Raw genomic sequence first — 21,380 nt, 5'->3', positions numbered from 1 at the left:
GTATTACCCAGATGAGCCTTTTTTATTATCGTCTAGTGGCGCCTTTTAGGCTGGCTGCTGCTGCAGCTCCGAACCCAGACGCAGTAGCAGGTCGCCGATGGAGCGGATGTCGCCTTGCTGCTCGGCCGGGGCCTGAAAGGCAAACTGGGTAGTCTGAGAGCCCAGCAGGCTCAGGGTACGGCCCAGGGCCGGGCCGTTGAGCTTGGGAGCGGTAAGTAACGACTGCAGCGTGCCTATTTCGCGGGCAATGTCCTGTAGCTCTGGGGTGCCGCTGCGCAGAAACTCCTGCTGCCAGGCTTCGGTATTGTCCATAGCAGCACTGATGGGTATGTTGGTGAGGCCTTTTTTCAGGGCCTCAATAGTCGTGGCAAGATGGTTTTGGGGCAGGGTTTCGGTAGCCATGTAAGGATGGGCAAGAAGTGAAAAGAAACAGATACTAAGACAAAGCAGTGGTTTCGGCGGCTACCAGCTGTAGTTCGCGCAGCACGCTCACGGCGCGGCAGGCACTGGCCTCCTTGTCCTTTATTTCGAGCATAATATCCACGTCGAGGCCGTGCAGGTGGGTCAGGAACTCGCGGAACAGGTCTTCTTCCAGCGTGCTGGTGTGCTTACCTTTCCGCTCGCCCAGTTGCTGCGAACTGTAATCCATCATCAGTACTCCATCACGCTCGGGATGCCAGGTACCAGCGGCTAGTCGTAGGGCTTCGGCCATCGGCTCGCCGTGGTTGAGGCACTCGTGGTGGAAATTATCGAACAGAATCGGAATACCTACGGCCTCGTGCACCCGCAGACAGTCGCGCAGGCTGAACAGCCGGTCGTCGTTTTCGATAACCAGCCGGCGGCGCACCGCCTCGGGCAATTCCTGGTAGGTGGCAATAAAGCGGCTGATGGCCAGGTCCCGGTCGCCATACAGGCCCCCAACGTGAATCTGGAGCTTAGCGGTAGAATCCAGGCCCATTAGATCAAGCATGGAGCCCTGGTAGACCAACTCGGCAATGCTACGCTGCACAATATCGGTACTGGGCGAGTTGAGCACCACGAACTGGTCGGGGTGAAACGAGATGCGCATCTGCTGCGCCTTCACATAGTCGCCAATGGCCTGAAACTCGGCGGCAAAGCGCGTCTGCCACGGAAAGGTGTTGATGGGGTGGGAGCCAAAAGGCACGATGCTGGAGCCAATTCGGAAGAAACGCAGCCCGTTGGTTACGTTATACTCCAGAATGCGCTGCAAGCACTGTAGGTTAGCTGCTACCGCCAGCTCAACACGCTCATCCGAATACGAAGCCAGTCGAAACGTGGCCCCCGACGTGCAGTCGAGGCTTTCATTCACGCAGGGATACCCAATTTTCATACTCCGGGTTTACGCGGAGACAAAGGTGAAGTTGTGAGGAACGCCTGTCATTGCAAGTTTGCGCAGCAATCCGTCCTCTGAAATGTGCTCAGCCCTCTAAATTAAAAAGCCCTTTCTCGTAACAACAGGAAAGGGCTTTCTGGTAAAAGAGCAGGACTACCTGCGCATAGGATGGATTGTTGCGCAAACTTGCAATGACACGTTGAGCATCAGCACTTGAGCACATTCCCTGCATTAGCACATTAATCACTCGTAGCCGGTGTTGTCCTTAAAGTTCTTGTTGTACTTCTGGCGCTCTTTTTCGGCTTGAATGGCTTTCTGCTGGGCCTGGATTTCTTCCATTTTGCGCCGCTGCTGGCCTTCGCGCGAAAACTGGTCGTAGATCAGGCTGATGGGGCTGGCCAGGGTTGGGACGGGGGCGCGGGGCGCGATGGTATCGACCGGAAACAGGGGCTTGGGCGGTGGCGGGCGGCGCACGGCGTTGGGTGGCGGCGTGGGTCGGCGCACGTTGCGCAAGGCCCGGTTGATATCGGCACGGTCGGGCCGGCCTTCCTGAATGCGCACCTCGCCGAGCTGAATACTGTCGCGCACCATGTAAATCTGCACGATAATCTGGTTCAGGCCGGTACGGTCGAGGGGCAGGCGCTGGGGTTTGAAACCCACGGCCCGGAACAGCAGCGTATCGGTATTGGAGACGGTAATGCTGAAGTCGCCCTCGTTGTTGGCTACGGTGCCGCGGTTGGTGCCCTGCACGAAAACTGCCGCGCCGGCAATAGCCTTCCGGTCTTTCGCTCCGGAAATGGTGCCGCTCACGCGCACCTGCGCCAAGGTGCCACCTGCCCACAGCAGCAGGCCGGTCAGCAGAAACAATATCCGCGCTGAAAGTATACGCTTACCTACTCGAACCAAATCCGTCACGAAACAAAACTAAATACTGGCCACCGGCAAGGTAGCCAACTACTGAGCCAAAACGAGTACCCCACGTTGCAGCCACAAGCGCCGAAACAACGAAAAAACTGCCACAAAGGTGCGCGTTACCCCATGATGATTACATGATGCCGGCCTATTTCCCGGTTTCTGCAACCCTGTGCCGCGTCGGCCTTACTACAAGAAAAAGAGCCCGGTCTGGCTGACCGGGCTCTTTTCTGCGGGGCTAAAACCAACCGGGTTATTCGGTTTTGGTTTTGTTGCCGTCGGCATCTTTGGTTTTCACCTTGCCGTCTTCTTTCACTTTCAGCTTGCTGCCGTCACTGGCTTTGGCTTTCAGCTTTTCGACCTGCGTACTACCCGCCGTCGAATTGTCGGTCGACATGGCCGAGTTATCGGTAGTCGTGGTGGTGCTCATATCCGTCGAAGTGCTCATGTCTGAGTTGGACGACATGGCCGAGTTGTCGTCCATGTAGTTCGACTCATCGTAGGTCGAGCGGTTGGTTTCGTAGGCCTGGTACTGCGTGGGCTCGGTGAAAATCGACTTGAATTCGGTGTCGGTTTCCATGCTGGCTTCCCGCATGGCGGCGGCCATGCCGGTGGTGTCGGAGGTGTATTGATTACGCAGCTCACCCATACGGCGGGCGCGGTTGTAGTAGGCCATGCGCACGCGCGAAACCGTGGCCGTATCCTCGATTTTCATGTCCGAGGCCATTTTGGTAGCAATGGTGTTGGCGCGGGTCCGGTACTGGGCGTCCATGTCGCTGGTGTTCATGGCCGTGCCGTCAGCAGCGTCGGTGGTTACGGTTGTGGTGGTATCGGTGGTCGTCTTTTCCTGCGAGCAGGAAGCCATTGTGAATGCCGCGGCACACGACAACAGCAGGAGTGACTTTTTCATATTCAAGGGTAGGTTGTGAGAGAGGAATCGGAAATTAACTGGACCGTATACGCGCTGCTAAATAGCTCGGTTACTTTTGGTTGGAATTGTAAATAAAAAAGCGGCCGGTAGAATTACCAGCCGCTTTTTCAGCGCTAAATAAATTGCCGCTTTTACGCGCGGCGTAATTCAAAGACAGTTATTTCCGGTAAAAAACCCACGCGGCCTGGATACCCAATAAAGCCCAGTCCGGTATTTACGTACAAGTACTGTTTGCCTTTATTGTAAAGGCCAGCCCACTGCTTATATACGTATTGCACCGGGCTCCATTTCAGAAACGACAGGTTGACGCCAAACTGCATGCCGTGGGTGTGGCCCGAGAGCGTAAGGTCGATGTCGGGGTAGTTGAGCACCTGCGCTTCCCAGTGCGACGGGTCGTGGCTGAGCAGGATTTTGAAGGGTGCGTCGCCGCTGGCGGCGTGGGCCTGGGCCAGGTTGCCGTACTTGGGGAAGCGCATCTGGGCACCCCAGTTCTGCACGCCCAGCACGGCTATTTTCTCGCCGCCCCGCTCAATAGTGTGGCTTTCGTCGAGCAGCAACTTCCACCCGATTTTGGCGTGGTTGTTTTTCAGCCGGTCCAGGTTGGCCTTCTTGGCGGCCGCACCGCCCAGCTCGCTCCAGTCCACGTAGTCGGCGTAGTCATGGTTGCCCAGCACCGAGTAAATCGGGAGCTTCGACTGAATGCCGGCCAGGGCTTCAATGTGGGGCTCTACCTCGGTGGCAATGTTATTAACCAAGTCGCCGGTCATGAACACTAGGTCGGCCTGTTGCTTGTTGATCAGGGCTACGGCACGGTGCAGTGGCTCGGGGTTGGCGTTGAAGCTGCCGGTGTGCAAATCCGAAATCTGGAGCAGCTTGAAGCCGTCGAAGGAAGCGGGCAGGTTCGGGAATTTGAGCACCACGTTTTTCACCTGGTAATCGGTAGCGCCCTTCACCATGCCCCAGATGAGGGCCGCGAAGGGAATGCCACCCGCCAGCAAAGCCAGCCGGTTGATGAACTGGCTGCGCGAAATGCCCCGGCTACCGTCGCCGAGCGGGTCGGGCTGGGCGCCAAACTTGGAGGCAATGAAGCGCACGAGGCGGCCGGCATCATCGACGAGCAGAAACAGCACCACCACGAATTTCGACACGAACAGCACCATAATGGCGCTGGTGAGGTAGGTGCGCAGCAGCGTGGGCGGCGTGCCGCGTGATACGGCCATCCAGAGAATGCCGAGCAAAGAAATAACGGTGAGTAGCCAGTAGCCGGCCGCAATGAAGCGCTGCGTGGCGGCTGAAGCACCCTGGCTAACGGTGCGCACGGCCTGAAATACGTACCAATCGACGCCTAACAAAAGCACGACAAACAGCGCGCTGGTGATGATTCTATTCATAGGTAGGGGGGAACTTCGGCGGCAGGCATAAGGTTTGGCCGCCGCTGACTACTTTACCAGACGAATTACGCCCGGTTATACTTTATCCGTTACGCCCTACAACACCAATACCAGATGGAAACGTTTGACAATCTGTCCGATCAATCAATTACGCCCGTACTCTACCAGACCCCAGCCAGCTTCAGCATCAAGAGTTGGGCCGAGGAAGACCGGCCTCGCGAAAAGCTCATGCAAAAGGGCCGTACCGCGCTTTCCGACGCCGAGCTGATGGCTATTCTGCTGGGCTCGGGCACGGCCAAGCTCTCGGCCGTGGATGTGGCCAAGCTGATTCTGGCGGCCGTCAAAAATGATTTAAACGAGCTGGCCCGCCTGTCCATCAAAGACCTGATGCGCCATAAAGGCATCGGCGAGGCCAAAGCCATTACCATTGTGGCGGCGCTGGAGCTGGGCCGGCGGCGCAAGGAAACGGCCGCTGCGGCCCGCACCACCATCACCTGCTCGCTCGATATCTACAACCTGGTGCGCCCCAACCTGCAGGACTTGCCCCACGAGGAGTTCTGGGTGATTTTGCTGAACCGGGCCAACGTGGTGATGCGCAAAACCAGCGTGAGCAGCGGCGGCGTGGCCGGCACCGTAGCCGACCCCAAGATGATTTTCAAGGAAGCCCTGGAGCAGCTGGCCAGCAGCGTCATCCTGGTGCACAACCACCCCAGCGGCAACCGCCAGCCCTCGGCCGCCGATATTGCCCTTACCCGCAAGCTCAAGGAAGGCGGCCAGTTTCTGGATTTGCCCATCCTCGACCACCTCATCTACACCGACCACGGCTACTACAGCTTCGCCGACGAGAATATCCTGTAGCCTTGGCCCGGCCCGGGGTGTTACCTTTGCGCTACTTATGCGCATCAATCCCAAAATCTTCATTGCTCTCGGCCTGCTGCTTGTCATCGGCTATTTCGTGCAGGAGCTGGTGCTGGGCCACGACCAGTACGCCACCGGCATTCTGAAGGCCCGGACCGAGAAAAACAATTCCTTCCGCCGTGCCAAAGACTCGCCCCTGAACGCCGAGCAGCGCGACCATTTCGACTCGCTGCGCTACTTCGTGCCCGATAAAGCATTTCGCGTAACGGCCAAGCTGGAACATTTTGCCACCCCCGATACCGTGCGGATGCAGCTCACCGATGGCAAGGCCGACAAGTACCTGCGCTGGGGCAAAGCCTCGTTCGAGCTCAATCAGCAGCCCCAGCAGCTGGTGTTGTTTCTGAAAGTAGACGAGGCCGACGATGACCAACCCGAGCTGTTTGTGCCCTTCACCGATAAAACCAACGGCTTCGATACCTACGGCGGGGGCCGCTACCTCGACGTGGCCCTGCCGGCCGCTACCGACAAGGAAGTGGTGCTCGACTTCAACGCGGCCTACAACCCGTTTTGTGCTTACAACAACGAGTATGCCTGCCCCGTGCCGCCGGCTGACAACCGCCTGGCAGTGCCCGTGCCGGCCGGCGAGAAAAGCTTTCCGGAAATAGACCACACCGGTCATTCACACTAGCTTTTCGCCGCTTTTCCCGAATCCGTACCTTTGCCCCCCGAAGCAGTTGATTGCTGATGGTTGATTATTCAACAAGCGCCAGTAGTCAGCAAGCAGCTATCCGCAATCAACAACCAAGATGAAAATATCCCTCGACTGGCTCCGCACCCTGATTCCGACCGATAAACCCGCCGTGGAACTCGGCCAGCTGCTCACCGGCTCCGGTCTGGAAGTAGAGGGCATTGAGGAGCTCGAAAGCATCCCCGGCGGCCTGCGCGGCCTAGTGCTGGGCACGGTGCTCACCTGCGAAAAACACCCCGACGCCGATAAGCTCAGCCTCACCACCGTGGACGTCGGCGACGGTACGCCCCGCCAGATTGTGTGCGGCGCGGCCAACGTGCGCGCCGGCCTCAAAGTAGTAGTAGCCCTGGAAGGCGCCATGCTGTACCCGGCCCAGGGAGAGCCGTTCAAAATCAAGAAGTCCAAGATTCGCGGCGCCGCTTCCGAAGGCATGATTTGCGCCGAGGATGAAATCGGTTTGGGTACCTCGCACGCCGGCATCATGGAGCTGGATACCGCGCTGCCCAACGGCACCCCCGCCGCCGACTACTTCGGCCTGGGTTCCGACTCGGTGTACGAAATCGGCCTGACGCCCAACCGCGCCGACGCCGCCTCACACTATGGCGTGGCCCGGGAGCTGCGCGCTCTGCTGCGCCAGCCCTGCCAGCTGCCCGATATCAGCCAGTTCCACGCCCCGGCTACGGCTGTGCAGAACATTGCCGTGGAAATTCAGGACACCGAGGCCAACCCGCGCTACGCTGGTTTGTTGCTGGAGAATGTGAAAGTGGGCCCGTCGCCGGAGTGGCTGCAGCGCCGCCTGCGCAGCATCGGGTTGTCGCCCATCAACAACGTGGTGGACGTCACCAACTTCGTGTTGCACGAGCTGGGGCAGCCCCTGCACGCCTTCGACGCCGACCAGATTACGGGTAATAAAATCATCGTGAAGCGGGCCGCGGAAGGGGAGAAGTTCACCACTCTCGACGGTACCGAGCGGACACTGAAAGCAGCCGACCTGATTATTGCCGATGCCAACGGCGCGCCGATGGCCCTGGCCGGTGTGTTCGGGGGCAAAACCTCGGGCGTGTCGGACGCTACCACCCGCGTGTTCCTGGAAAGTGCCTACTTCCAGCCGGCGGCCGTGCGCAAAAGCGCCCAAGTGCACCAGCTCAAAACCGACGCGTCGTTCCGCTTCGAGCGGGGCACCGACCCCCACATGGTGCCCGTAGCCCTGAAGCGCGCGGCGCTGCTGCTCCAGGAAGTGGCCGGCGCTACCATTGCCGCCCCCATCGTGGATGAGTACCCAGCGCCCATCAGCCACACGCCCGTGCGCTTGCGCCTGCCCCGCGTCGAGCGGCTGGTAGGGCAGTTCATTGCCCCTGAGCGAATCCGCCAGATCCTAACCGACCTCGACATCCTCATCAGTGAGGAAAGCCAGGATGCCGCCGGCCACGCCGAATGGATTTTGAGCGTGCCGCCTCACAAGGTGGATGTAACGCGCGAGGCCGACGTCATCGAGGAAATCCTGCGCATCTACGGCTACAACCACGTGGCACTACGGCCCCACAACTCGGCCTCTTACCTGGCTAAGTTCCCCAACCCCGACCCCGAGGTGCTGCGCCAGAACACGGCCCGCCTGCTCAGCGGCCAGGGCTTCTCGGAAATCATTACCAACTCCCTGACCAACTCGCTCTACTTCGAAAAAGAAGGGGAGAAGGATGAAACGCTGGTGCCGGTGCTCAACTTTAACAGCGCCGACCTCAACGTAATGCGCCCCACGTTGCTGCATTCGGGCCTGGAAATCATCCGCTACAATGTCAACCGCCGCCAGCGCGACCTGAAGCTCTACGAGTTCGGCAAAACCTACCACCGCGAGGCCGAGGGCAAGTATGTCGAGAAGAACAAGCTCGTCATCTTCCTGAGCGGCAATACCGCCGCCGAAACCTGGCAGCAGAAGTCCGACAAAACCACCTTCCACCAGCTGGCTGCCGCCGTGCAGCAGGTGCTGGCTTCCTTCGGCTTTGCCCAGCCCGCTTCCCAGCCGGTGCAACACCCGTATCTGGCCGGCGGCCTCACGTTATTGGCCCAGAACCAGCCGGTAGCGCACCTCGGGGCCGTGTCGCCGGCTATTCTGAAACGGATGGATGTGAGCCAGCCCGTGTGGTACGCCGAGCTCGACTGGGACTTCCTGATGAAGAAGTACAAGAACACGCTCACCGCCAAGGAGCTAGCTAAGTTTCCCGAGGTGCGCCGCGACCTGTCGCTCGTCGTCGACCGTACCGTGACCTTCGACCAGCTTCGTCAGATTGCCCAGCGCACCGAGAAAAAGCTGCTGCAAAGCGTGAATGTGTTCGACGTGTACGAAGGCGAAAACCTGGGCGCGGGCAAGAAGTCGTACTCCGTTAGCTTCTCGCTCCAAGACCCGACCCAAACCCTCACCGAACAGGCCATTGATGGCGTAATGCAGCGCCTCATCGGCCAGTTCGAGAAGCAGGCCGGCGCCCTGATTCGTAAGTAGAACGGTTAAACAGCACGTCATGCTGAGCTTGGCGAAGCATCTCTACCGCAGTGGTAATTAGTTTTACTCTTGCAATAGAGATGCTTCGCCAAGCTCAGCATGATTGCTTTTCGCAGAAGACGCCAATTGTAAACTCACCGGCGTATTTTGGTGTTAAGAGCCGTTGGCTGACGGAAGTTAAAGCGCAACTTTAACTGCGAAGCACCAGAGCAGGTAACTTCGTCTTACATTAGCCTCCAAAATATTTCTTTTTCGATGGCCTCATCCAAGCAACTTGCCCAATTAGACCGCTTAGAGCGTCAGGTGACGTCTTTAGTAGCTGCCTATCAGGGCTTGCGCGAAGATCTGGCTGATGCCAACACCACCATTCAACAGCTCCGGGCCGACGTGCGCGACCGGGAGCGGCAGTTGAAGGATTTCCAGAATCAAGAGAATATCGCTAAACTTGTCAATACCATAGCAGGGGAACCTGTCAACGCAAACGAGCTGAAACTTCGCCTCAACGAATATATCCGCGAAATAGATAAGTGCCTTGCCTACTTGAGAGAGTAACGAACCTTACATCCCACGACTGCTGCTCCCGATGAGCGAACTTTCTATCAAAATCCGCATTGCCGACCGGGATTACCCTATGCGGGTAGCTCCTCTGGAGGAAGAACGCCTGCGCATGGCGGGCCGCCTTTTGGGCGAGCGGATCAAGGAATTTCGCGAGCAGTATGGCATTCAGGACAAGCAGGATCTGCTGGCCATGATTGCCTTGTCCACCATGGCTGACAGCCTGAAGGTCAGCAAGGAAAAGGACGGCACCGATGCGGCCCTCACCGAACGCCTGGCGCGCCTCGATGAGCTGCTTTCGGGAGTGGTGCTGGGCTAACGCACCGGCACAGTTTCAGACTCGAATCGGGTGGGGCAAGCGGCTCCGCCATTCGTTCGTCGTCGGCAGTATTTTCCGTGTTATGGTTTCTTCCCCACCCCCTAAAACCATAGCTCAATGCCCGACATTTTGTATATCATCCTGGCCTCCGTGCTTGCCCTTGGGGTCGGCATCGTGGTCGGCAGGCAGCTGGCCGGCAAGGCCCGCCTAGACCACGAGGCCGACGCCAAAGCCCGCGCCCAACAGATCATTCAGGAAGCCGAAACCCAGGCCACCCGTACCCGCGACGAGCGGATTCAGCAATCCAAAGACAAGTTTCGTCAGCTTAAAAACGAGTTTGAGCAGGAAAGTAAGCGCCAGAAGCAGGAGCTTGACGCCGAGCTGACCCAGCGCCGCCAAGGTGTGGTCGAGCAGGAGCAAAGCATCAAGCAGCTCACTCAGACCACCCAGCGCCAGCTCGAGCAGATTCAGAAAAAGGAGCAGGACATGGAAGCCCTGCGCGAAAAGCTCCAGAACGACTCGCAGCAGCAGCGCGAGCGGCTGGAAGCCCAGGAAGAAAAGCGCCGCGCCACGCTCGAAAACCAGCTGGCCAAACTCCAGCAGCGCGAGCAGGAAGTAGAAGAGGAGCTGGAAAGCACCCGCGAGTCGCTCAACGCCCAGCTCAGCCAGGTGCAGCATCAGCTCGAAACGATTTCGGGCCTCACCGCCGCCGAAGCCCGCGAGCAGCTGGTCGAGTCGCTCAAGAACGAAGCCCAGATCCAGGCCTCTTCCTACATCAAGGACGTGGTGGCCCAGGCCAAGCTCTCGGCTACCAAGGACGCCAAGAAAGTGGTGCTCGAAACCATTCAGCGCACCGCCGCCGAGCATGCCATTGAGAACTGCGTGTCCATCTTCAACATCGAATCGGACGACGTAAAAGGCAAAATCATCGGCCGCGAAGGCCGCAACATCCGCGCCCTGGAAGCCGCCACCGGCGTCGAAATCATCGTGGATGACACGCCTGAGGCCATCATCATCTCCGGCTTCGACCCAGTGCGCCGCGAAGTGGCCCGCCTCAGCCTGCACTTGCTCGTGAAAGACGGCCGGATTCACCCGGCCCGCATCGAGGAAATCGTGGCCAAGACTCGCAAGAACATCGACGAGGAAATCGTTGAAATCGGTGAGCGGACCATCATCGACCTGGGCATTCACGGCCTGCACCCCGAGTTGATCAAGATGGTGGGCCGCATGCGCTTCCGTTCGTCGTACGGGCAGAACCTGCTCCAGCACAGCCGCGAAGTAGCCAACCTCTGCGCCACAATGGCCGCCGAGTTGGGCCTCAACGTGAAGCACGCCAAGCGCGCCGGCCTGCTCCACGACATTGGCAAGGTAAGCACCGAGGAGCCCGAGCTGCCCCACGCCATTCTGGGCATGGAGATGGCCAAGAAGTACAAGGAGCATCCCGACGTGGTCAACGCCATTGGCGCCCACCACGACGAAATCGAGATGACGGCCATGATTTCGCCCCTTGTGCAGGCCTGCGACGCTATTTCGGGCTCCCGCCCCGGCGCCCGCCGCGAGATGATGGAAAGCTACATCAAGCGCCTCAAGCAGCTGGAAGAAACCGCCGTGGGCTTCGACGGCGTGCTACAGTGCTACGCCATCCAGGCCGGCCGCGAGCTGCGCGTGATGGTGAATGCCGACAACGTAACCGACGAGCGTGCCCAGGAGCTTAGCTACGAAATCTCGCAGAAAATCGAGAAGGAAATGCAGTACCCCGGCCAGATCAAGATTACGGTAATCCGCGAAATGCGCGCCGTGGCTTACGCCAAGTAAGCGGCTGTATTCAGTATACAAAAGCCCCTGCGACGAGAGTTGCGGGGGCTTTTGCGTTTAGTGCGTAATGCTCATGCCTCATGATGGTGCGGGATTGAGCTGATAAGTCGCTTCAGCCAAAGGAGCTGATGCTCTCATGCGGCTGTTTATATTCGTACATACCCGTCAGGTTGTCGGTAAGAAAGTAGACGAGTAGGGTGGAATGTATTATAGTCCCTCTGTTGATAATAACATTTTTCAATAGCTGAACGGCGGCTTGCGCTTTTTTGCAAAAGGTTTATAATGTCTGATTGACAAGATCGGGATCTGGCTAATAAACGCATGTTTTGACATTTAAAATGTGGTTTAAGGCCTTTTTGCGGCACAAATACCGACCGTTCCAAAAGTCTAATAAATCGGAAAGCTGGTTTTTGCTGGCTCCAGGTTTCCACTAGGTTTGAGCCATCGATTAACCAACCAGACAATCATTACCTCTAGTATGAAATTCGCTACCATTTACCGCTCTGTTATTGCTTATGCTACCCCGTTACTGCTGGCTACCAGCTGCACCGTGTACGCCCCTATGCAGCCCACTATTTCCACTATCAGCGGTCAGGGTCAGGCCGAAATCAGCGGCAGCGTACAAGTCAGCGGCCGGGTAGAAGGGGGCGTCACGTATTCACCCCTACCCAACCTGCTCGTAATGGCTGCCGGTACGTTTCGCCCCGATTTCGGCCGTGATTCCACTATCAGTACCACCCGGCAGTGGGAGGCCGGCGTGGGCGGCTACGTGCCGCTGGGCCACCGCTGGCAGCTCACAGGGCTGGTGGGCTACGGCCACGCCAACACCCATAAGGCCTACGCTGAGCTGGATGTTATTAGTGGGTGGAGCTCACTGGAAAACTACCAGGCGCGCTACAGCAAAACCTTCGGGCAGCTTAGTATCACTCGCGAATTCGGGCGTGGCTCGTTCGGCGCGGCTTACCGACTTTCCCGCATCAGCTTCGACGAGCTCAACTACGCGTCGGGTACCAGCCGCTACCCCGTGGCCCTGCGCCGCATGACGCGCCACGAGCCCTTACTGTTTGCCCGCGTGTCGCTCGATGCCTACAACCGCTGGCAGCTCCAGGGCACCATGGGCCTGTCGGTAGCCGCCGATGCCAAACAGGATGTAACCAACAACCCCGAGCTCTACCAGGCCAACCACACGCTGCTACCTATTCCGATGGCCAGCCTGGGCGTAGTATTTCGGCCCCAGCTTTTCGGAAAAAATAACGGCGCTCATAAGCCCGAGACACCCCGCAGAAATTAGGAGTCGTGAGGAATTACCCTGAATTTAGGACCAATTCCTCACGACTCCTTTTTATGCTATTATCGCCCAAATATCCGGTTGCCTTCTTGGCCCTTACTTTAGGATTGGGCAGCTGCTCGGTATACGCGCCCATGCTGCCCGCCACGCCCCAGCTCCGCGACAAAGGCCAGGCCGAGGTGCAGGCCACCAGCTTCCTGAATGGCCGCTGGGAAGGAGCCGCCACGTATTCGCCCCTGAAATACACGTTGGTGCGGGCCGCGGGCGGCTTCAAGACGGATAACCAGGACACGACCTATTTTCGGGTCCGGCAGTACGAAGTTGGGCTGGGTGGCTATTATCCCATCGGCGGCCACTGGCTGGTAAGTGGGCTGGGCGGCTACGGGCAGGCCCGCAGTAACCGAGGCTATTTCCAGCCGCAGTTTTTCGTTGGGGAGTCCTATCTGGTCGATTTTAAGGCCAACTACCACCGCTACTTCGGCGAAGTATCCGCCTCCTACTATAACTCCTGGCTATCGACGGGTATAGCGTACCGGCTGTCTAAAGTTCGCTTCAACTCGCTCACTTATAACGGTCAGCCCCTGCCACTCTCGGGCATGACGCGCATCGAGCCGATGCTGTTTATCCGTGTTGGGGGCGGCCAGGGGCGCATGCGCTGGCTGCAGGTACAATCTTCCATTGGCATTACGGGCGTGCCCAACAGCGACCTTGACCCTAACTCGACGGACCCCTACGAATTCGAGTACAGCCGCCTCCGGGAAAGCCGGCCCTTCCTGGCGCTGAGCTTGATTTTCTACCCGCACGAGCTGCTGAAGCCTAAGCAGTAGCGGCTATTGCAGCTTGCTGAACACGTTATTGAGTCCCTCGGCCCAGGTCGGGTGGGCAATAATCATGTTCTGGAGCTGCGGGTAGGTGAGCCGGCCCATCATCACCAGCTGAAACATCGTCATGATTTCGCCGCCCTCAGCCCCCAGAATGGCCGCACCCAGCACCCGGTCCTGCTTATCGACCAGCACTTTCCAGAAGCCCGTTTCGCGGCCCGTTTCCCGGGCCCGGCCAATGGTGCGCACCGGCATCTTGCCCACACGGTACTCTATGCCCTGCTCCTTGGCCTGCTGTTCGTTCAAGCCGATGCGGCCCAGTTGGGGCTCGGTAAACACGGTGTAGGGCAGGGGCCGCTGCTTGGCTGAGCGCCACTTGCCGTGCAGCAGTCCGTCGCGCACCACCCGGTAGTCATCGTAGCTAATGTGGGTAAACTGCGGCCCGCCGTGCACGTCGCCGAGGGCATACACACCCTTGGCCGCCGTTTCCAGGCGACTATTAACCTGGATGTAGCCTTTCTCGTCGGTCTTGATGCCCACGGTTTTCAGCCCCAGCTTGTCGGAATTGGGCACGCGGCCGGTGGCTACCAACAAGTGGGTGCCGCGCAGCCGTCTTTCGCCGGTGCGGGTGTGGGCCGAAAGGGTAATCTGGCCCTCGGCGTTGCGCGTCACCCGCCGGGCCTTGGCCCCAAGCACAAACTCAATGCCCTCGGCTTCCAGCATTTCCTGCATGGCCGCGCACACGTCGTCGTCTTCGCGCTCCAGCAGGTTTCTGTGGGATTCGATGATGGTAACCTGACTGCCGAAGCGCCGAAACATCTGCCCGAACTCCAGTCCGATGTAGCCGCCGCCCAGAATGAGCAGGTGTTCGGGCAGCTCCCGCAGGTCGAGCAGCTCAGTGGTGGTCAGGTAGGGCACGTCGGCCAGGCCTTCCAGCTCCGGCAGGGCCGCCCGCGTGCCGGTATTGAGGAAAATGAGCGGAGCCTCGATTTCCCGGGTTTTGCCGCCCACCAGCTGCACCTGCATAGTGCGCGGGCCGGTGAAGGCCGCGTGGCCGTGCAGTACCGTAATACCCGTCTGCTCTTCCTCCAAATTGTGCCGTACTCCTTCACGGGAGTGTTTTACCAGAGTATCCTTACGCGCTATTACCGCCCGAAAGTCGATTTGCGGCTCTACATCCGCCATGCCATACTCACTGGCGGTGCGCAGCTGATGAGCCCGCTCGGCCGAGGCCAGCAGCGCCTTAGTGGGCGAGCAGCCGTAGTTGATGCAGGAGCCGCCCAGGTGATTTTCCTCGACCAGAGCCACCGTGCGGCCAGCCTTGGAGAAGGCCGTAGCCAGTGGGTTGCCGGCCTGGCCGGAGCCAATAATCAAAACATCGTACGAAGTAGGCATAAAAAGCAGAAATTGGCGGAGAATCGACGGCCAGGCTTTGCAGGCAGGGCCGTTGAGCTTGGAGGTAAAGGCTATACGGGCGGGCTACCGTAGTAGCTGCCTGCCCCAAAGCGTTTTGCCGGTTTTCTTTCCTTTATTCCGCCTTTTTCTGTGGCTATGACGGTTGTGCTGCGGCTCGTGCTGCTTGGTGTTCTGATTACTGTAAGCAGCTGCTCGTCGCTGTATTTCCCACCGCCGCCCCAGGCGCCGTTGCTTACTCAGAAGGGCGAGTTCAGCGGCGGTATTCACACCAATGTCAGCCAGAATACGGCCCTGCAGGGTGCCTACGCCCTCAGCGACCATATCGGGGTACAGGGCAGCGCCTCGTTTCTGCGCTCCGATAAGAAACAGTCGTTTTTCGGCAGCAAGAAAGACCGCAAGTACGAGGAGCACGATTTCGGCGAGCTGGGCCTGGGCTACTTCACCCGCATGCGCGACCAGCGGGTACTGGAATTCTACGGCGGCTACGGCTTCGGCCACGGCAAGCGCACCGAAACCACCGAGGGCGTCAGCCAAACCTTCAACGGCCGCCTGGAGAAGTTCTACGTGCAGGCCAACTTCAGCAAAAAGGAAAGCAAAACCTGGCACTTCTTCGACCGCGACTGGCCCGTGTCCTACGGCATGGCCCTGCGCGCCAGCTACCTGCAGCTCCACGACTTCACCATCGACGGCAAGCCCCAGCCCACGGAAGACAACGTGTTTCTGGAGCCCATCAGCTTCACCCGCATCACCGTGCTGGGCCCCATCCAGTTCCAGATGATCAGTGGCAGCAACTTCGGCCTGCGCCACCGCAAGTACCTGAAAGCAGCCAACTCGGTGTTTCAGCTCGGCATCATCGTAAACTTGGGCGGGCAGGAGGGAAGGCGGTAGAGGCAAAGTAATCAGCATTAGTTCTACCGCATGGGCACCAGCTTATATACCATTGCCAACCATCAGGTGCCCTTTGAGAATAAAAGCCTGAAGGAGATAATTGACCTGATTTTGCCTAGGCTCAACACTCTGGTGCTGGAAAACGCCCGGTTTCTGTACGACTTCGCTGTGCACTGGTGTACAGACAGCGCGGGCCAACCAACAACGGCAGTCCAAACCGCTAGCTACTGGCGTCCGTTGCGCGAAGACCCACGGTATTATGATTTTGATACGGCGGCCTTTAAGTCCATTGCCTTTGAAGGCCCCTATGAGTTGCAGCTTACTTTCACGGAGTCGCGGCTGGAAATAGTGAATCCTCCCTACCGCTACAAGCAGTGGTTTTGCCTGCAAAGTGCGGATGGTACCGAAGCTATGGATCACCGCAACGAGTGGCGCCGGTATATGCGCCAGGTTGTATATGCCTTCGGCGGCAACCGGGTGCTGTATCTGGCCGACAATGCGCACCCAATGAATAAATACTTATTCATGGACGAGCCATTCGACCTGATTGAGCAGGCGCTGCGAAATGACTTTGGCGAACCCGCTACCAGTTTTAAGCAGGTATGTGAGCAACTCGAAACCAGGTATTTCCTGGACCAGTTTGCTGACTTGCCCTAACAAAAAAAGGCCCCGACTTGCGCCGGGGCCTTTCTCTGAAAGTCAGAAACCTTACTTGCTGCCCAGTACGCGCAGCATGGTTTCGCCAATCTCGGCGGGCGAATCCACGACGTGGATGCCGCACTCGCGCATGATGGCCATTTTGGCGGCAGCTGTGTCGTCGGCACCGCCTACAATGGCACCGGCGTGGCCCATGCGGCGGCCGGGAGGCGCGGTCTGGCCGGCAATGAAGCCCACGACGGGCTTCTTGTTGCCGGTTTCCTTGATCCAGCGGGCGGCTTCGGCTTCCATGCCGCCCCCGATTTCACCGATCATCACGATGCCTTCGGTTTCGGGGTCGTTCATAAGCAGCTCTACCGCTTCCTTGGTGGTAGTACCAATGATGGGGTCGCCGCCGATGCCGATGGCCGTGGTCTGGCCTAGGCCGGCTTTGGTGAGCTGATCCACGGCTTCGTAGGTCAGCGTGCCCGACTTAGACACGATGCCCACACGGCCTTTGGTGAAGATAAAGCCGGGCATGATGCCCACTTTGCACTCGCCGGCGGTCATCACGCCGGGGCAGTTGGGCCCGATCATGCGCAGACCTTCGCGGTCTTTGAGGTATTCCTTCACCGCAATCATATCCTTGGTCGGGATGCCTTCGGTGATGGTGACGATAACCTTGATGCCAGCGTCGGCGGCTTCCATAATGGCGTCGGCGGCGAAAGCCGGGGGCACAAAGATGATGCTGGTGTTGGCACCGGCTTTCTCAACGGCCTCAGCCACGGTGTTGAACACGGGACGGTCGAGGTGGGTAGTGCCGCCTTTGCCGGGCGTTACACCGCCTACCACGTTGGTGCCGTACTCAATCATCTGCTGGGCGTGAAACGAGCCTTCGGAGCCCGTAAAACCCTGCACAATCACTTTGGAATCCTTGTTGACCAGAACGCTCATTCGGAGAAGTGTTTAAGGATAATTTCAATTGGGGGTGGGAGCCAGCGGCCTAATTAGGCTGCCGGTGTGCAAAAGTAGGCTTTATTTGGGGCGCGGGCAAGGTGTAATCCATTGTGGGCCCAGGGCCGGCAAACAGCCTGTGCGCGCCAGAACTACCAACGGAACCGGGATTTGTTTGCTTCGTGACGGGTGAGGCCGGGTGGCGGGTACCAGCGGGGAATGATGGCCATCGGCAAGGCTCTCCCACCCGAATTCCGTACCTTTGCGGCCCTCTCACTCAAAACCGCTTACCTCTCTCGCAATGTATTTTAATAACATCGTTGAGGCCATCGGCAACACGCCGCTGGTGAAACTCAACAAAGTCGCCGACGGCATTAAAGGTACCGTACTGGCGAAGGTGGAGTACTTCAATCCTGGCAACTCGGTGAAAGACCGCATGGCCGTGAAGATGGTGGAGGACGCCGAAAAGGCCGGCCTGCTGAAGCCCGGCGGCACCATTATCGAAGGCACCAGCGGCAACACCGGCATGGGCCTGGCCCTGACCGCCATTGCCAAAGGCTACAAGTGCATCTTCGTGATGAGCGACAAGCAGAGCAAGGAAAAGCAGGACATTCTGCGGGCCGTGGGCGCGCAAGTAGTAGTATGCCCCGTCGATGTAGCCCCCGAAGACCCGCGCTCCTACTACTCGGTGGCCAAGCGCCTGAGCGAGGAAACGCCTAACTCGTTTTACCCCAACCAGTACGACAACATGTCGAACACGGCGGCGCACTACGAAAGCACCGGCCCCGAAATCTGGAAGCAGACCGAAGGCACCATCACGCACCTGGCCTGCGGCGTGGGCACCGGCGGCACCATCTGCGGCACGGCCAAGTACCTCAAGGAGCACAAGCCCGAGCTGGTAACCGTGGGTCTGGACACGTACGGCTCAGTATTCAAAAAGTACAAGGAAACGGGTATTTTCGACGAAAACGAAATCTATCCTTACAAGACTGAGGGCATAGGCGAAGATATTCTTCCCAAAAATGTTAACTTTGATTTGATTGACTTGTTCATCAAAGTCACCGACCAGGACGCAGCCGTGATGACGCGGCGGCTGGCCAAGGAAGAAGGCCTGTTTGTGGGCTGGTCGTGTGGTTCGGCGGTGCATGGCGCCCTCGAGTACGCCAAGGAGCACCTGCAGGAAGGCGACGTGATGGTCATTATCCTCCCCGACCACGGCACGCGTTACCTCGGTAAAATCTACAACGACGACTGGATGCGCGAGCAAGGTTGGTTGTAGCCGGAATTCCCTGTTTGCGTTAGGCAGGGCTTATGCTTTCACTAGAATACCTAGAACAACGCTATGCTTAAAAAACTGCGCAACGTCGTGCTGGTCGACGATAATGAGACGACCAGCTTTCTGAACAACCGCCTGCTCAGCCGCCTCGACGTGGCCGACAAGGTGTATACTTTTTCCCGGGCCGAGCAAGCCTACGACTTCCTCTGGGGCAACGGCAACGACCATTCCAGCTCTATGGATGCCGACAGCCCGCAGTTGGTATTCGTTGATCTGAAAATGCCCGGTATGGACGGCTTCGAGTTTCTGGAGCAGTACAGCCAGCTACCCGAGAATATCCGGGAAAAGACCGTTATGGCCGTACTGACCACTTCGATGCACTCGGCTGATACGGCCCGGGTGGCCCGCTTCGAAGGCGTGGAATACCTAGCCAAGCCCCTGACGGAAGAGAAGATGCGCAAGCTGCTCGATAAGCGCTTCGTGACTACATAAACAGGTTTTAGATGAATAAAGAAAGGCCGCTGCAAGTACTTGCAGCGGCCTTTTCTGTGTTGATTGATTTCAGAACGTCATTCCGAGCTTGCTGAGGAATCTCGCGTGCTGACGTTGCAATGGTAATTGTCATGCTGAACTTGCCGAAGCATCTCTACTGCAGTGCTAATCAATGGCAGTACAACGAAGCGGTAGAGATGCTTCGGCTTCGCTCAGCATGACGGTCTTTAGTCCTTACACCACGGCATCCACGAAGCGGAAGGCTTCACCGTCGAACAGGCCTTTGTCGCTGAGCTTGAGGCTGGGAATGACCAGCAGGGCCATAAATGACAGCGTCATGAAGGGGGCTCCGAGCGAGCTGCCCAGACGCTTCGACAGCGCATCGACGGCGGCGTAGGCTTCGGCCACGTGGTAGCCCGGCTGGTCGGACATGAGGCCGGCTACGGGCAATGGCAGCAGAATTTCCTCCCCATCGGGGCCCACGGCGGCCAGGCCGCCCTTGGCTTCGATTACCAGGTTCACGGCGCGGGCAATGCTTTCGTCGTCGCAGCCCACGGCGGTGATGTTATGCGAATCGTGGCCCACGCTGGACGCCAGAGCTCCGCGCTGCAGGCCGAAACCGGTGATAAACGACACGGCCGGGGCGGCCGGCTGATAGCGGTTCACGACGGTAAGCTTGAGAATATCTTTAGCCACATCGGGCACCACCAGGCCATTTTCGACCCGGGCCGCGAGGTCATGGCGGGCCGTGATGAGCTGACCGTCGAAGCACTCAATGACTCGGATTGTTGATTGTTGATTGTTAGTTGTTGGCTGTTCTGGAGCTGTCAGCAGGAAATCCTCAGCCGATACGGGCTGGGCGTGGAAGTTATTGACGACGGCCACAGGTGCGGCGGCAATCCGGGTTTCGCCGTTTTCGGCCACCAGCACGCCATTCAGGTAGGTCTGGCGCACCAGGAAATCCTGCAGGTTATCGACTACGATAAAGTCGGCGGCGTCGCCTTCGCGCAGCAAGCCCACGGGCAGCTTGTAGTGCAGCACCGGATTGAGGCAGGCCACGCGCAGCACTTTTAGCACGTCTTGACCCCGCGCCACGGCGCGCTGCACGAGCTGGTTGATGTGGCCCAGCACGAGCGTATCGGGGTGCTTATCGTCGGAGCAGAACATCATGTTCTCATAGTGTTCGGGCAGCAAATCAATCAGGGCGTCGAAATTGCGGGCGGCCGAGCCTTCCCGGACCAGGATTTTCATGCCCACAGCCAGCTTGTCGAGGGCTTCTTCGGCGGTAAAGCATTCGTGGTCGGTGCTGATGCCGGCTTCGGCGTAGCGCCGGGCATCGTCGCCGCGCAGGCCGGGAGCGTGCCCATCCACGGGGCGGCCGTAGCGCTGGGCCAGGGCAATTTTCTGCATCACGTCGGCGTCGCGGTGTAGCACGCCGGGCCAGTTCATCATTTCGGCCAAGTAGCCGATTTCGGGGTTCTGGAACAGCTGCTCGATGTCGGCCGCTGTTATTTCGGCCCCGGCCGTTTCAAAGGGCGTGGCGGGCACGCACGACGGCGCCCCGAAGCAAAACTTGAACGGTACCGCGCGGCCACTTTCCAGCATATATTCCACGCCGGCTACGCCCAGCACGTTGCCGATTTCGTGGGGGTCAGAAACGGTAGCCACGGTGCCGTGGGCTACGGCCAGGCGGGCAAATTCGGCGGGCACCAGCAGGGAGCTTTCCACGTGCACGTGCGCATCCACGAAGCCGGGCAGGGCGTAGGGCAGCGCCGGGTCGGGGGCGGTGGCTGCCTCCGGCTCCACGGCCCGGATTTTACCGCCGCTCACGTGGATGGTGCCGGGGAGTATGGTGTTCGAAAACAGGTTGATAACGTTGGCGCGCAGGCTAAAATCGGCGGACATAGGGCGGAAGGGGAGAAGGGCGAAAGTTGAGCTCGAACAAAGGCGAACGGGTAAAGAACCGTATATTTGCCGAAAATCCGTGCCGGTGAGAAAGATTGTGACTTTGCTGTTGGCCGCCCTTATATCGGGTTCCGGCCTTACGCTGACGAGCTGTGCCCAGCGCACGGTTCAGCAGAAAAAAACGGCCTCCTTTAAGCGTAAAGCCAAATTCGGCAAAACTCCCTGTCCCTGCGACAGTCACTAAACCGGTGGTACTCCACGGCCCGGCCCGGTGGTCTGTGCCCGTCTGCTCTGCATTTGAATTACCCTTTGTGAACCACGCCCGCG

General features: G+C 58.7%; 19 protein-coding genes and 1 pseudogene. 12 read left to right on the top strand and 8 right to left on the bottom strand.

The genetic code is table 11. The annotated features are described in order from the left end of the window. Nucleotides 1-45: 45 nt before the first annotated feature. The 5 genes from LGH74_RS16905 to LGH74_RS16885 form a co-directional block, all read right to left on the bottom strand. Complete coding sequence (locus LGH74_RS16905; RefSeq protein ID WP_226177451.1) at nt 46-402, bottom strand: hypothetical protein; 357 nt, start codon at nt 400-402, stop codon at nt 46-48. A gap of 34 nt (nt 403-436) precedes the next feature. Further along, complete coding sequence (gene uvsE / locus LGH74_RS16900; protein WP_226177450.1) at nt 437-1,351, bottom strand: UV DNA damage repair endonuclease UvsE; 915 nt, start codon at nt 1,349-1,351, stop codon at nt 437-439. Nucleotides 1,352-1,597: 246 nt separating this feature from the next. Then, nucleotides 1,598-2,221 carry a carboxypeptidase-like regulatory domain-containing protein gene (locus tag LGH74_RS16895; RefSeq protein ID WP_226177449.1) on the bottom strand — a complete coding sequence of 208 codons (624 nt, stop codon included), beginning with the start codon at nt 2,219-2,221 and terminating at the stop codon, nt 1,598-1,600. Between the two features lie 298 nt (nt 2,222-2,519). Next, nucleotides 2,520-3,176: a hypothetical protein gene (locus LGH74_RS16890; RefSeq protein WP_226177448.1), complete on the bottom strand. Its 657-nt coding sequence runs from the start codon at nt 3,174-3,176 to the stop codon at nt 2,520-2,522. A 152-nt stretch (nt 3,177-3,328) separates the two neighbouring features. Continuing rightward, complete coding sequence (locus LGH74_RS16885; RefSeq protein ID WP_226177447.1) at nt 3,329-4,588, bottom strand: metallophosphoesterase; 1,260 nt, start codon at nt 4,586-4,588, stop codon at nt 3,329-3,331. 114 nt (nt 4,589-4,702) lie between these two features. Between LGH74_RS16885 and radC the strand changes: the two genes are divergently transcribed. From radC to LGH74_RS16845, 8 genes are all read left to right on the top strand, one after another. Further along, nucleotides 4,703-5,446, top strand: a complete 744-nt coding sequence (gene radC / locus LGH74_RS16880) for a RadC family protein (protein ID WP_226177446.1) — start codon at nt 4,703-4,705, stop codon at nt 5,444-5,446. 37 nt (nt 5,447-5,483) lie between these two features. Then, nucleotides 5,484-6,134 carry a DUF1684 domain-containing protein gene (locus LGH74_RS16875; RefSeq protein ID WP_226177444.1) on the top strand — a complete coding sequence of 217 codons (651 nt, stop codon included), beginning with the start codon at nt 5,484-5,486 and terminating at the stop codon, nt 6,132-6,134. 118 nt (nt 6,135-6,252) lie between these two features. After that, complete coding sequence (gene pheT, locus LGH74_RS16870; protein WP_226177442.1) at nt 6,253-8,688, top strand: phenylalanine--tRNA ligase subunit beta; 2,436 nt, start codon at nt 6,253-6,255, stop codon at nt 8,686-8,688. Between the two features lie 255 nt (nt 8,689-8,943). Then, nucleotides 8,944-9,240 (top strand): hypothetical protein, encoded by a 297-nt coding sequence (locus LGH74_RS16865; protein WP_226177440.1) that lies wholly within the window; start codon nt 8,944-8,946, stop codon nt 9,238-9,240. Nucleotides 9,241-9,271: 31 nt separating this feature from the next. Then, complete coding sequence (locus LGH74_RS16860; protein WP_226177438.1) at nt 9,272-9,562, top strand: cell division protein ZapA; 291 nt, start codon at nt 9,272-9,274, stop codon at nt 9,560-9,562. A gap of 117 nt (nt 9,563-9,679) precedes the next feature. Next, on the top strand, nt 9,680-11,377 hold the full coding sequence (rny, locus tag LGH74_RS16855) for a ribonuclease Y (protein ID WP_226177436.1): 1,698 nt from the start codon (nt 9,680-9,682) through the stop codon (nt 11,375-11,377). Nucleotides 11,378-11,855: 478 nt separating this feature from the next. Further along, the gene (locus LGH74_RS16850) at nt 11,856-12,668 is read left to right on the top strand and encodes a hypothetical protein (RefSeq protein WP_226177434.1); all 813 of its coding nucleotides are present in this window, start codon (nt 11,856-11,858) and stop codon (nt 12,666-12,668) included. An 86-nt stretch (nt 12,669-12,754) separates the two neighbouring features. Continuing rightward, nucleotides 12,755-13,492, top strand: a complete 738-nt coding sequence (locus LGH74_RS16845; protein ID WP_226177432.1) for a hypothetical protein — start codon at nt 12,755-12,757, stop codon at nt 13,490-13,492. A gap of 3 nt (nt 13,493-13,495) precedes the next feature. Here the strand turns inward: LGH74_RS16845 and LGH74_RS16840 are convergent, their stop codons facing one another. Beyond that, a complete protein-coding gene (locus tag LGH74_RS16840) occupies nt 13,496-14,881 on the bottom strand; it encodes a mercuric reductase (protein WP_226177430.1) in 1,386 nt (461 codons plus the stop codon). 156 nt (nt 14,882-15,037) lie between these two features. On the opposite strand from LGH74_RS16840, the gene LGH74_RS16835 reads away from it, so the two are divergent. Next, nucleotides 15,038-15,790, top strand: a complete 753-nt coding sequence (locus tag LGH74_RS16835; RefSeq protein WP_226177429.1) for a hypothetical protein — start codon at nt 15,038-15,040, stop codon at nt 15,788-15,790. A gap of 30 nt (nt 15,791-15,820) precedes the next feature. Beyond that, a complete protein-coding gene (locus tag LGH74_RS16830) occupies nt 15,821-16,447 on the top strand; it encodes a hypothetical protein (protein ID WP_226177427.1) in 627 nt (208 codons plus the stop codon). Between the two features lie 51 nt (nt 16,448-16,498). Here LGH74_RS16830 and sucD read toward each other — a convergent pair whose 3' ends face one another. Next, nucleotides 16,499-17,380 (bottom strand): succinate--CoA ligase subunit alpha, encoded by an 882-nt coding sequence (sucD, locus tag LGH74_RS16825; protein ID WP_226177426.1) that lies wholly within the window; start codon nt 17,378-17,380, stop codon nt 16,499-16,501. A 301-nt stretch (nt 17,381-17,681) separates the two neighbouring features. Between sucD and LGH74_RS16820 the strand changes: the two are divergent. Both LGH74_RS16820 and LGH74_RS16815 read left to right on the top strand, forming a co-directional pair. Beyond that, nucleotides 17,682-18,656, top strand: a pseudogene (locus LGH74_RS16820) (PLP-dependent cysteine synthase family protein); the annotation flags it as partial. Between the two features lie 66 nt (nt 18,657-18,722). After that, nucleotides 18,723-19,148, top strand: coding sequence for a response regulator (locus tag LGH74_RS16815; protein WP_226177425.1), 426 nt, complete (start codon nt 18,723-18,725; stop codon nt 19,146-19,148). Between the two features lie 234 nt (nt 19,149-19,382). Here LGH74_RS16815 and ade read toward each other — a convergent pair whose 3' ends face one another. Further along, on the bottom strand, nt 19,383-21,053 hold the full coding sequence (ade, locus tag LGH74_RS16810; protein WP_226177424.1) for an adenine deaminase: 1,671 nt from the start codon (nt 21,051-21,053) through the stop codon (nt 19,383-19,385). Nucleotides 21,054-21,380 lie beyond the last annotated feature (327 nt).

Source organism: Hymenobacter lucidus, assembly GCF_020447265.1.
Classification (GTDB): Bacteria; Bacteroidota; Bacteroidia; order Cytophagales; family Hymenobacteraceae; genus Hymenobacter; species Hymenobacter lucidus.
Note: the sequence above shows the minus strand (reverse complement) of the source record. Positions and strands in the feature narration are given on the sequence as shown.